Source organism: Mycolicibacterium sp. XJ879 (assembly GCF_053483935.1).
In genome coordinates, this window is sequence record NZ_JBEFTH010000002.1 from 249,914 (window position 1) to 261,343 (window position 11,430).

Annotated in this window: 14 protein-coding genes; 7 read left to right on the forward strand and 7 right to left on the reverse strand. The window is 65.4% G+C overall.

Going from position 1 to position 11,430, the window contains the following annotated elements:
• Positions 1–20 precede the first annotated feature (20 nt).
• Positions 21–1,052 (reverse strand): fused (3R)-hydroxyacyl-ACP dehydratase subunits HadA/HadB, encoded by a 1,032-nt coding sequence (locus ABQF13_RS04920; protein WP_448391612.1) that lies wholly within the window; start codon positions 1,050–1,052, stop codon positions 21–23.
• A gap of 155 nt (positions 1,053–1,207) precedes the next feature.
• Between ABQF13_RS04920 and ABQF13_RS04925 the strand changes: the two genes are divergently transcribed.
• Both ABQF13_RS04925 and ABQF13_RS04930 read left to right on the forward strand, forming a co-directional pair.
• A complete protein-coding gene (locus ABQF13_RS04925; protein WP_448391613.1) occupies positions 1,208–2,026 on the forward strand; it encodes a formate/nitrite transporter family protein in 819 nt (272 codons plus the stop codon).
• An 81-nt stretch (positions 2,027–2,107) separates the two neighbouring features.
• A complete protein-coding gene (locus ABQF13_RS04930) occupies positions 2,108–2,485 on the forward strand; it encodes a hypothetical protein (protein WP_448391614.1) in 378 nt (125 codons plus the stop codon).
• A gap of 3 nt (positions 2,486–2,488) precedes the next feature.
• Here ABQF13_RS04930 and ABQF13_RS04935 read toward each other — a convergent pair whose 3' ends face one another.
• Together ABQF13_RS04935 and ABQF13_RS04940 are read right to left on the reverse strand one after the other, a co-directional pair.
• Positions 2,489–3,376, reverse strand: coding sequence for a sulfite exporter TauE/SafE family protein (locus ABQF13_RS04935; protein ID WP_448391615.1), 888 nt, complete (start codon positions 3,374–3,376; stop codon positions 2,489–2,491).
• On the reverse strand, positions 3,373–3,975 hold the full coding sequence (locus ABQF13_RS04940) for a rhodanese-like domain-containing protein (RefSeq protein WP_448391616.1): 603 nt from the start codon (positions 3,973–3,975) through the stop codon (positions 3,373–3,375). The genes ABQF13_RS04935 and ABQF13_RS04940 overlap by 4 nt, the downstream gene beginning before the upstream one ends.
• A 197-nt stretch (positions 3,976–4,172) precedes the next feature.
• Between ABQF13_RS04940 and ABQF13_RS04945 the strand changes: the two genes are divergently transcribed.
• Genes ABQF13_RS04945 through trxA form a run of 3 tightly spaced genes read left to right on the forward strand, consistent with a single transcriptional unit; the run spans position 4,173 to position 7,206 of the window.
• Positions 4,173–5,552 (forward strand): MBL fold metallo-hydrolase, encoded by a 1,380-nt coding sequence (locus ABQF13_RS04945; RefSeq protein WP_448391617.1) that lies wholly within the window; start codon positions 4,173–4,175, stop codon positions 5,550–5,552.
• Positions 5,553–5,582: 30 nt separating this feature from the next.
• Positions 5,583–6,782: an NAD(P)/FAD-dependent oxidoreductase gene (locus ABQF13_RS04950; protein ID WP_448391618.1), complete on the forward strand. Its 1,200-nt coding sequence runs from the start codon at positions 5,583–5,585 to the stop codon at positions 6,780–6,782.
• A 49-nt stretch (positions 6,783–6,831) separates the two neighbouring features.
• Complete coding sequence (gene trxA, locus ABQF13_RS04955) at positions 6,832–7,206, forward strand: thioredoxin (RefSeq protein ID WP_448391619.1); 375 nt, start codon at positions 6,832–6,834, stop codon at positions 7,204–7,206.
• Between the two features lie 41 nt (positions 7,207–7,247).
• Here trxA and ABQF13_RS04960 read toward each other — a convergent pair whose 3' ends face one another.
• Genes ABQF13_RS04960 through ABQF13_RS04970 form a run of 3 tightly spaced genes read right to left on the reverse strand, consistent with a single transcriptional unit; the run spans position 7,248 to position 9,567 of the window.
• Complete coding sequence (locus tag ABQF13_RS04960) at positions 7,248–8,594, reverse strand: MBL fold metallo-hydrolase (RefSeq protein WP_448391620.1); 1,347 nt, start codon at positions 8,592–8,594, stop codon at positions 7,248–7,250.
• 20 nt (positions 8,595–8,614) lie between these two features.
• A complete protein-coding gene (locus ABQF13_RS04965; RefSeq protein ID WP_448391621.1) occupies positions 8,615–9,388 on the reverse strand; it encodes a sulfite exporter TauE/SafE family protein in 774 nt (257 codons plus the stop codon).
• Between the two features lie 17 nt (positions 9,389–9,405).
• A complete protein-coding gene (locus ABQF13_RS04970; RefSeq protein WP_448391622.1) occupies positions 9,406–9,567 on the reverse strand; it encodes a DUF8730 family Cys-rich protein in 162 nt (53 codons plus the stop codon).
• Positions 9,568–9,774: 207 nt separating this feature from the next.
• Here ABQF13_RS04970 and ABQF13_RS04975 point away from each other — a divergent pair, with 207 nt between their 5' ends.
• Together ABQF13_RS04975 and ABQF13_RS04980 are read left to right on the forward strand one after the other, a co-directional pair.
• The gene (locus ABQF13_RS04975; RefSeq protein ID WP_448391623.1) at positions 9,775–10,044 is read left to right on the forward strand and encodes a metal-sensitive transcriptional regulator; all 270 of its coding nucleotides are present in this window, start codon (positions 9,775–9,777) and stop codon (positions 10,042–10,044) included.
• A 32-nt stretch (positions 10,045–10,076) separates the two neighbouring features.
• Positions 10,077–10,475, forward strand: coding sequence for a DUF302 domain-containing protein (locus ABQF13_RS04980; protein WP_448391624.1), 399 nt, complete (start codon positions 10,077–10,079; stop codon positions 10,473–10,475).
• A gap of 4 nt (positions 10,476–10,479) precedes the next feature.
• On the opposite strand, the gene ABQF13_RS04985 is transcribed toward ABQF13_RS04980, so the two are convergent.
• A complete protein-coding gene (locus tag ABQF13_RS04985; RefSeq protein WP_448391625.1) occupies positions 10,480–11,412 on the reverse strand; it encodes a LysR family transcriptional regulator in 933 nt (310 codons plus the stop codon).
• Positions 11,413–11,430: the final 18 nt, after the last annotated feature.

The following is an 11,430-nucleotide window of genomic DNA, read 5'->3' on the forward strand; positions in this document are numbered from 1 at the left end:
GCGGCGGGCTGGGTGATCGCTCAGCGGAAGCGGATGTTCATCGTCGCCAGGCCGAAGATCTTCTTCCCGGCCGACTTCGCCGCGACCACGACGACTCCGGAGCGGGTCTGCGGGTCCAGCGATTTGATCCGCCCGCTGAACTCGATGTCGGCGCCCTCTTTGGCCGATACGATCGCCGGCGCCGAAAGCCGCACCGCATAACGCGTGACCGCCCCCGGATCCCCAGACCAGGCGGAGACGAACCCGGCACCCAACCCCATCGTGAGCATGCCGTGGGCGATCACATCGGGCAGCCCGGCCAGCTTGGCGATCTCCTCGTCCCAGTGAATCGGGTTGGCGTCACCGGCCACCCCGGCGTAGTTCACCAGGTCGCCGCGGGAGAGCCGGGTGTGGCGCACCGGCAGTTCGTCGCCGACATTCACCTCGTCGAAGGACGGTGTGCCCGGCGTGCGGGCCATGCCCGCTTCGGCGATCCGGATCTCGCCCTCGGGGCGCACCGTCTTGTGGTACGCCGAATCCAGCGTGCTGACGCCGGAGAAGTCGACGTCGTGCATCATCGCCTTCTGCACCGCCGTCTTGACCTCCGGGTTGAGATCCTCGGCGGTGACGCCGACGACGGTGGTGTGCAGCGTGTGCACCCGCTCGCCCGCGGTGTCGGTGAAGGTGTTGGTCACGGTGATCATGTCCCGGCCTGCAATCCGGCGCACCGAGGTCAGCTCGACGTCGACCTTCAATTCGTCACCGGCCACGATCGGGCGGTGCTGCTCGAAGACCTCCTCGGTTTGCAGGTAGGTGTCGTAGCCGACGACCACCTGCTCGAACATGTGGCGGTTGCAGGACATCCCCGGCGCCGAGGTGAACGTCAGCGGTGCTACCAGCCCCGAATAGCCCAGCTCAGCGGCGGCGGCGACGTCCCAGTGCGCGGGGTGATAGTCCTGCACGGCGCGGGCGTACTCGCGCACCTTCTCCCGGCCGACCAGATAGGTGCCGTCCATCTGGTAGTAGTGGCCGATCCTGGCTTCGAGCGCCGACGATTCTGCTGCTGTGGTCATGAAATTGCTCAACTCTTCTATCGGCTGGTTCGCGGTGGCCGACCAAAGCACCCTAACGCCCGGTGTCGAGGTGGCCCGGTTGCGCCGTGGGCGCTTCGAAGTCACCGACTACGGGTATTCGCGATTGGCGCGTCATCCGAGCGTGAGGATCACCCGTGAGCAAAACCAGCCAGCGTGAGCTAGGTGAGTCGGACAGTCCCATCGAGGACGAGTTGGAGGGCGCCTTCCAGCGGATGCTGGGGGAAGGCACGCAGCGTTTGCATCGCAGCTGGCGCGAAGTGCTGGTCACCGGCTTCTTCGGGGGCACCGAGGTGGCCGTCGGCATCCTCGCCTATCTGTCGGTGTTGGCCGCAACGGACAACCACCTGCTCGCCGGAATCGCCTTCTCGATCGGCTTCCTGGCACTGCTGCTCGGCCGCAGCGAGCTGTTCACCGAGGGCTTTCTGGTGCCGGTCACCACGGTCGCCGCCAAACGCGCCAGCATCCGGCAACTGCTCAAGCTGTGGGGTGGAACGCTGACCGCCAACCTCGCCGGGGGCTGGGTGATCATGTGGCTGATCATGACCGCGTACCCGAAATTGCATGCGCAGACGATCGAGTCGGCTACCCACTTCGCCACCGCTCCGTTGTCAGCCGAGACGGCGGCGCTTTCGTTGCTCGGCGGAATGGTCATCACATTGATGACGCGCATGCAGCACGGCACCGATTCGACGTTCGGCAAGATCGTCGCGGCCGTCGCTGGAGGGTTTCTGCTCGCCGGACTGCAACTGTTTCATTCGATTCTGGATTCGCTGCTGATCTTCGGAGCGCTGATAACGGGTCACGCGCCGTTCGGCCATCTCGATTGGCTCAAATGGTTCGGCTACACGGCCATCGGCAACGTCGTCGGCGGGTTACTGCTCGTCACGCTGCTGCGCGCATTGCGCAGCAAGGACCGCCTGCAGGACGAGCGGGACGAAGCCGAGGCGTCCTGAGTGGCTTTGACCTGGTCTTATACCGGCATCTGGTTAACTCGTGGGAGGTTCAAGATCACGCCGACGAGAAGGGACATCGACTTGGCTGCCATCCGCACCCCATTGATCGCGACGTTCGCAGGGTTGGCCACCGCCGGCCTGTTGTTCGGCGCCGGCACCGCCGTCGCAGAACCCCACGACAAGCTGCTCAACACCACCTGCAGCTTCCCGCAGTTCCAGGCGGCCGCCCAGCAGCACGCCCCCGACCTCGCCGCCAACCCGGAAAAGATGGGCAAGTTCGAGCGGATCCTCAACCTGTCCGTCGAGGAGCGCCACGCGAAGATGGAAGAGAAGCGGGCGAACAAGCCGGAGATCAGCCCCGAGAAGCGCGCCAAATGGGACGAATGGAAGAACTCCCCGGAGGGCCAGGCGAAGATCGCCACCATGCGGACCGTGCTGGACACCTGCAACCAGTTCTGACCGTCACGGTGCCGGGCTGGCCGTATTCAGCGCGGGTGCGGCCGCACCGGTGAGCCGTCGCAGCGGGCAGATCTGCAGGCGGGTACAGGCCAGCGTCGCGATCCCGGCGAGCGCGGTGAGCGCCGCGGCCGCTAGTCCGACGCTCGGGTGGATCTCCTGGCCCAGGATGACCGAGGACATCGCGAGCACGAACCAGCCGAAGGCTTTTCGGAGCACGTCGGGGTTGACCATTGCGGTCAGTCGGGCGCCGATGAGCGAACCCGCCACGGCCGCGGCAGTCACCGCCATTGCGACACTCCAGTCGATCTGCACGCTGGACAGGTAGCCGCCCAGACCCGCGAACGACTTCATCGCGATCACGACCAGCGAGGTGCCCACGGCCACCGGCATCGGCAAACCACCGAGCAGGGCTAGGGCGGGCACCACGAGGAATCCGCCGCCGGCGCCGACCAGACCGGTGACCAGGCCCACCACCAGACCTTCGGCCAAGATCTTGGGTACCGGCAGGCGACGGTCACCGGTGCCGGGCCCGAGGTTCTTCCGGCCGCGTAGCATGGCGACCGCCGTGGCGACCATCATCACCGCGAACCCGATGAGCAAGACGGTGCCCGAGATGTAGCGGGCCAGCAGCCCGCCCGCGTAGGCGCCGGCCATGCCCGCCCCGCCGAAGATCAGGCCGGTGCGCCATTGCACCCGCCCGGCCCGTGCGTGCGAGATCGCACCGATCACGCTCGTGACGCCCACGACCAGAAGCGAGGTGGCGATCGCCTGTTTGGCGTCCATCCCGGCCACGTAGGCCAGCAGCGGAACGGTCAGGATCGAGCCTCCGCCGCCGAGCAACCCCAGCGCGACGCCGACGAAGACGGCCAGACCGACTGCCAATCCAATCATGATCGGCCACCCTGCTTTTCGTCCGCAGCGCGCTTGTCGACGAGCTGGGCCACGATCGTTTGAGCGTCGCAGGAGGCCCCGCGGTTGTAGGGCAGCTTCGAAAGCAGCATGCCCATCGCGCAGGTGTTGGACAGCGCCGCGAAGGTGAGGCCGCCGCCGATGGCGCCGGCCAGCCACTTGAGCCTGGGCACGGCGACGCTCCCCAGGATGCTGGAGACCACGATGCCGCCCGCGACCAGACGGACCTGTCGTTCAAGATCCCAACGTTGGGTGCCGCGGTTGACCACGAATCCCTTGGCTTCCCAGGCGGTGATGCCGCCGGCGAGGATGTGCACATTGCTCAGACCCGCGTCGCGCAGGGTCTGCTCCGCTTGGGCGGCGCGCTGACCTGAGCGGCAGACCAGCACGACGTCTTGGTCCAGGTGCCGGCTGATCTCGTCGCGATGTTCGCGCAGCAGGTCCAGCGGCACGTTGTAGGCCCCGGCAATGTGGGCGGTCTCGAACTCGCCCGGGGTGCGGACGTCGAGCACCCGGGGAGGGGCGTCCGATGCGAGCAGCTGGCTGAGGTCCTGGCAGTCGATGGTCATTGGTGCGGTCATGTTTGGCGTCCTTTCAATGGCAGGCCCGTTGCTGGAGATACCGCCCGGGGTATCCTGCCCGCCATGATACATATGCCCCCGGGGGTATAAACAGGTGCGGAATATATATACCCCGTAGGGTACTTGACATACCCACAGGGGTATCGGCAGTCTGATGATCAGACGGCCCCGAGCACCGAAATGAAAGGACCGCCGCCATGAAGTTCATCCAGTACTACTTGGACTGCCTGTCGCACGCGTCGTACCTGATCGCCGACGAAACCACCGGGCGCGCGGTGGTTGTCGATCCCCAGCGCGACGTGGCCGAGTACCTCTCCGATGCGAAGAAGTACGGGTACACCATCGAGCTCGTCATCGAAACGCACTTCCACGCCGACTTTCTGTCCGGCCATCTGGAGCTTGCCAAGGCCGCCGGCGCCAAGATCGTGTACTCGTCGGTCGCCGAGACCGAATTCGAGTCGATGGGCGTGGCCGACGGCGAGCGCTACGCGCTGGGTGAGGTGACGCTCGAGTTCCGGCATACCCCCGGCCACACGCCCGAGTCGCTGAGCGTCGTCGTCTACGAACATCCCGACGACGAGGTGCCTTACGGGGTGCTGACCGGGGACGCGCTGTTCATCGGCGACGTGGGCCGCCCGGACCTGTTGGCCTCGATCGGTTTCACCCGAGAGGAGTTGGCCGACAAGCTCTATGACTCGCTGCACAACAAGCTGATGACCCTGCCCGACGCCACCCGGGTCTATCCCGCCCACGGCGCGGGTTCGGCCTGCGGCAAGAACCTGTCTACCGATCTGTGGTCGACGATCGGCGAGCAGAAGGAGACGAACTACGCGCTGCGGGCCCCCGACAAGAAAACCTTCATGGCGTTGGTCACCGAAGGGCAGCCGCCGGCGCCGAGCTATTTCGTCTATGACGCGATCCTCAACCGCAAGGACCGGGAGCTGCTGGACGAGACCAAGATGCCGTCGGCGATGAGCTACGAGCAGGTGCGCGAGGCGATGAATGCGGGCGCGCTGCTGGTGGATGGGCGTGGACCGGAAGAGTTCGCGCTGGGGCACCTGCGCGGCGCGATCAACGTCGGCCTCGAAGGCCGCTACGCCGAATACGCGGGTTCGGTGGTGCCCACCGACGTCGACATCGTGTTGTTCACCGAACCCGGCCACGAACTGGAAGCCAAGACCCGGCTGGCGCGCATCGGCTTCGACCGGGTGATCGGCTACCTGGACCGCCCGTTCGAGGCGATGTTCAACCACCAGGACGACGTGCAGATGGCCTCCCGGCTGACGGCCAGGGCGTTCGACGAGCGCGCAGCCGAGCTGGCCGACCTGCAGATCGTCGACGTCCGCAATCCGGGAGAGGCCGCCGCGGGGACGATCCCGAATGCGGTGGAGATCCCAGTGGGGCAGCTGCCGGCCCGTCTCGGCGAGCTGGATCCGGCCAAGCCGACCGTCGTCTACTGTGCGGGCGGCTACCGGTCTTCGGTGGCAGCAAGCCTGTTGCGGCACAACGGGTTCACTGATGTCAGCGACATCCTGGGCGGGTTCGGCGCCTGGGAGGAATCCCGGCAGAACGCCTGAGCCGACGAATCTGAAAAGGAAGAGAACGGCATGGTTACCGCGAAGCACCAGATCGTGATCGTCGGCGGCGGCACCGCCGGAATCTCGGTGGCCGCCCGCCTGCTTCGGCGCGGCCACTCCGACGTCGCTGTCATCGAACCGTCCGACACGCACTACTACCAACCACTGTGGACGCTGGTCGGCGGCGGGCAGGCAAAGGCGTCGGCCACGGCACGGCCCGAGGCCTCCGTCATGCCCCGGAAAGCGACCTGGATCAAGAACGCGGCAGCGGCAGTGGACCCTGACAACAACACGGTCACCTGCGCCGACGGTGCGGTCTACGGATACGACGTGCTCGTGGTCAGTCCTGGCATCCAGCTGGACTGGGACCGCACCGAGGGATTAGCGGAAGCACTTGGCAATCACGGGGTGTCGTCGAACTACCGGTTCGATTTGGCCCCGCGTACCTGGGAGTTCATCAGGGACCTGCGTTCGGGCACAGCGGTATTCGCGATGCCGTCGGGACCGATCAAGTGTGCCGGGGCGCCGCAGAAAATCGCCTATCTGGCCAGCGACTACTGGCGGTCCCAGGGCGTGCTCGACGACATCGACGTGCACCTGGTGGTGCCGACACCGCGGCTGTTCGGGATCGCCGCGATCGCCGACAATCTCGATGCGATCGCGGCCGACTACGGAATCACCGTACACACCAACGCCGAAGTGACCTCTGTGGACGCCGCAGCGCACAAAGTAGGCGTGACGGCGGTGGGCGGCGGGGGAGGCGACACCATGCTGTCCTACGACGTGTTGCACGCCGTACCGCACCAGTCGGCGCCGGACTGGATCAAGTCCAGCCCGCTGTCGACCGGCGCCGTAGGCGGTTACGTCGACATCGACAAGCACACCATGCAACACGTGCGCTACCCCAACGTGTTCAGCCTCGGGGACGCAGTATCCTCACCGAACTCCAAAACCGGCGCCGCGATCCGCAAACAGGCCCCGGTCGTGGTCGACAACATCGAGGCGTTCCTGGCGGGCCGACCACTGGACGCCTCATACAACGGTTACGGGTCATGTCCGATCGTCACGTCCTCGCACGCGATGCTGCTCGCGGAGTTCGACTACGACCTGAACATCACCCCCTCGGTCCCGCTGCTCGACCCCGCCAAACCCCACCGAAGTTACTGGTATCTGAAGAAATACGGGCTGCCGTTCATGTACTGGAACCTGATGCTCAAGGGCCTCGCATAGAAGCTCGCATAGAAGTTGGTATCTCCGGAAACAAGGAAAGGAAACGATCATGGCAACCAAGAACCTGACCTACGACAACTTCGAGTTCACCATCGTCGAGAATCCGATTGTCCTGGTCGACTTCTGGGCGTCGTGGTGCGGCCCGTGCCGCGCTTTCGCCCCGGTCTTCGAGCGCTCCTCAGCGGCGCACCCGGACGTCGTGCACGCCAAGGTCGACACGCAGGCCGAGCGCGACCTCGCAGCGACCCTGGAGATCCGGTCGATCCCGACGGTCATGGCGTTTCGCGACGGCGTGCTGGTGTACAGCCAGCCAGGGGCGATGCATCCGGCGGCGCTCGAGGACCTGATCACCCGGGTGAAGACGCTCGACATGGCTGAGGTCCGCGCCAAGATCGCCGCGCGGAAGGCGGCGTCGCTGGGTTAGGTCCAGCCGGTTACGTCGTCGGCGGCCCCGGGTCTCCGACCTTATTGGACCGTCAAGCCTGCGTTACCGGCAGTTTCGAAGTCGTCGTCGATGAGTACGACATCTCGGCCGGCGCGGGCGAGGAACGACGCCGCGATTGAGGACCGGTAGCCGGACGCGCAATGCACCCACACCCTAGACGCAGGGACATCATCGAGTCGTGCCGGAAGTTCGTGCAGCGGAATGTTCATAGCGCCCGAGACACGCTCCTCCTCGTACTCGTGGCGCTGACGCACGTCGAGCACCGTCACCGTCTCCGTCCCAAGTTCGGCCAGCGCGTCGAAGTCGGCGACCGGATACGAGCCGACCGGGATGCCGTCACTCAGCGCATCGATGTCTCCGGTGGCTGCTCCCGTCAACCGGTCGACTCCGATGCGTACCAGCTCGCGCTTGGCGTCGCTGATCTGCTCGGGAGATTCGCCGATCAGCGTCACCGGGGCACCCCATTGGTAGAGCCAGCCGAAGTAGCTGACGAACGAGCCCGACAGTTCAAAACCCAACGATCCCTGCAGATGCCCGGCCGCGAAAGCTGTCCGGTTGCGAAGATCGACCACCCACTCACCCGCCTCGAGACGACGCCGAAGCTCCTGGGGGTCGATCGGTTCGGGCGGCGTCAGGTCGACGGGCGCCGGCCCCGCACTGTTGATGACGCCCATGTGCGCGTAGTACGCGGGGTAGGCGGAGAGCCCGGCCAGCAGTTCGTCGACGAAGCTCTGCTCGTCCTGTGTGAGTGCCGGGTTGGTGTGCCGTTGTTCGCCGATGGTCGATTCGTCACCGGAAGCCGGTGTGGCCGAACAAAAGCTGCCGAAACCGTGGGTTGGGTAGATCGGCGTCTCGGCGGGCAGCCGCTCGGCGAGCCTGCGTACGGAGTGAAATTGCGCGTGGGTGAGCTCGCGGGTGGAGTCGGCGCCGATCAGGTCGGTGCGTCCGGTGGTGCCGAACAACATTGACCCCCCGGTGAAGACGCCGTGGGTAGCGCCGGCGTCGTCGCGGAGCACATAGCTGATGTGATGATGGGTGTGTCCGGGAGTGTGCATCGCCTCCAATCGGATGGGGCCCGCGTCGACGATGTCGCCGTCGGTGACGGGACGACGGGGATAGTTCACGTCGTCGCCCGCCGGCACCACGTACTCGGCACCGACGGTGCGCGACAACTCGAGCCCCCCGGTCACATAGTCATTGTGCAGGTGCGTTTCCAAGACATGGGTGATACGGGCCTTGCGTTCGTCGGCGAGGGTGAGCACCCGGTCGATGTCGCGCTGCGGATCGATCGCCACGGCGACACCACCGTCGCTGATCAGATAGCTACGGTCTCCGAGGCCGGAGGTTTCGATGATCGAGACGTCCATGAAATTTTCCCTTTCTGCGGTCAACGTAAGAAGATCGTGTCGACGAGCACGAATGCGGCGACGACGAAGACGAGGTAGGCGAACCAGCGCTGCAGGCGGTCGGTGTCGACCTTGGTGCCGAAGTATCCGGTGACCAGCGAGGCGACCATCGCGGCGGCGACGAAGACCCCCGCGACCGACCAGTCGACGCTGAGGCCCTCGAGATGGGAGAAGATCCCGGCTACCGAGTTGGCGACGATGATCAGCAGCGACGTGCCGATCGCCGTCGACATTTCGACGCCAAGAACGACCACGAGCGCCGGGATGATGAGGAAGCCGCCACCGACACCGAACAATCCGGTCAGCACGCCGACCAGAAGGCCCGCCCCGATCGACCGTGGTAGACAACGGCGCCAGTTGACCTGTCCCGCTCGGACTTCACATGCGGTGCCGGTATTGCCCTGGTCGGCCAACATGCGGATGCCGGCAACCACCATCACCGCCGCGAAACCGATCAGCAGTGCCGGTTCGGGCAGGTGCCTGCTGATTGCGCTGCCGAGAACGGTCGCGGGAACACCTGCCGCGGCGAAGATGCCGGCCATCCGCCACCGAACCTGTCTGGCACGGATTTTCGGGAGCACACCCACGGCAGATGCGGTGGCGACGACGACCAGCGAGATCGGGATGGCCTGTTCGATGCCGAGATTCATCCCGTAGACCAGTGCTGGAACGGCGAGTATCGAGCCCCCGCCGCCGAGCAGTCCCAGCAGTACGCCGATCAGCGCACCGAGGCCGACGCCTGCCGCCAACGCCATATAAGGTCCTGTACCCGCTACCGGCGCCAGAATCCGCCTGCGGGCCGCGGCGGCTTGGTGACCCGCTCACACCGGCACTGTTGCACGGCCGGCACCGACCGCAGCACGTCGTCGACATGCTCGCCGCAGCCGTCCCACGTCGTCTTACCGCAGGTCGGGCATTGAACTGGGTAACACATTGCCGAACCCCTTTCCTGTGTTGACACCGTTTAGGGTATATACCCCTATGGGTATATACCCTACGTGGCGGAGGGATTATTTCCAAGGCATGGCCGCACGGTGCGGTGCGGAGGCCGTCGGGGAATTCTCGTCACTGGGGTCGACGTTGAACTGGGCTAAACATACCCCCACGGGTAATGTAGGACTTCTAGTGGAAGGACAGAGAGATGGTCGGTGACCAGGAATCCATCGATGCGGTGCTGAACCGGCTGCGTCGCGCACAAGGACAGCTCGCTGGCGTGATCTCGATGATCGAGCAGGGCCGCGAGTGCAAGGACGTCGTGACCCAACTCGCGGCGGTGTCACGGGCACTCGACCGCGCCGGTTTCAAGATCGTCGCGACAGGTTTACGCGAATGCATAGCCGGCGACCATGAGGGGAATGAAAGGCCCATGACCGAGGCGGAACTGGAAAAGCTCTTCCTCGCCCTGGCCTGACCGTTCGGAGTGACAAAGACAAAGGAGTCATCATGACCATGGCGTTGGCCACGAGCCTCAAGACGTCGTTCGACGACGCCGTCGCCCGCACCCGTGAGGCGCTGGCGGAGCAGGGGTTCGGTGTGTTGACCGAAATCGACGTGACGGCGACGTTGAAGAACAAGCTCGGTGAGGACATGGAGAACTACCTCATCCTCGGCGCGTGCAATCCGCCGCTGGCGCACCGCGCCATTGGCGTGCAACGTCAAATCGGTTTACTGCTGCCGTGCAACGTCGTGGTGCGCAGCGATCCCGACGACCCGGACACCACCCTCGTCGAGGCGATGAATCCACAGGTGCTGGTCGACGTCACCGATGAACCCGGCATGAAACCAGTTGCGGAGGAAGTCGGCAGCAAGCTGAAAGCGGTCATCGACGCGTTGGCCAAGTGACCGCTCAGGCGCCGCGGTGTACGGGTCCAAGCCGGTCGGCGATCTGCTCGACGGCCGACTCGATCTCCTCGAGCCTGCCGCGCAGCCGCTCGGGCGCCCACGCCAACGCGATACGTGCCGGCGCCCAGTTGCTTTCGTCGATCGGAATGAGCTTGAACTCCGGCGGGGAGAACATCTTGCCGATGAACGAGTCGGGGGCATAGCTCACCAGCGCGATGAGCTGCCGGTTGAAAACCTGGGTGGCCATTTCGAGTTCACCGCCGCGCTGGTTGGTCGTGCGCACGATGCGGTGCACTCCCCGGCTGTTGAGCCTGCGGGTCAAACCGGCCAGCACCACCGGGTTGGGCCGGGCGAAGTCGATGACAACCTCCCGCTCACGCAACTCCTCGATCGCGACCAGGTCCTTGGTGGCGAGGGGATCGTCGAACCGAACCGCGACCGCGCCCTGGTAGCTGGCCACCACCTTGTGGCGCAGCCGTTTGTCGTTGGCGGGCAGGTGGATCAGACCCAGTTCGGCATGCCCGGCGATCAGCTTGGCGGCGACCTCGGTGCCGGACCCCGGCATGCTGAACTCGGTCGGGCGCCGCAGTTCACCCAGCACCGTCTCCAGTTGTGCGAGCAGGTCCGACGGTGCATAGGCCGTGGCGCTCAACCGAATCGGAGCCGAGCCACCCGCCCCTTCTTCGGCGGTGGCTTTGAAATCCTCCACCCGGCACAGGATCTCACGGGCGGGACCGATCAGCTTCTCGCCGAGCGGGGTCAGGCGCACCTCGTGGTAACCGCGTTCGAACAGCGCTCCGCCGAGTTCCTTCTCGAGGATCTTGATCTGCTTGCTCAGCGGCGGCGGGGTGATCAGCAACTTGTCGGCGGCCCGCTTGAAGTGCAGTTCGTCGGCGACGGCGACGAAGTACCTGAGCCTGGTGAAGTCGATGTCCATTCCTGCCGGTCTCGAACG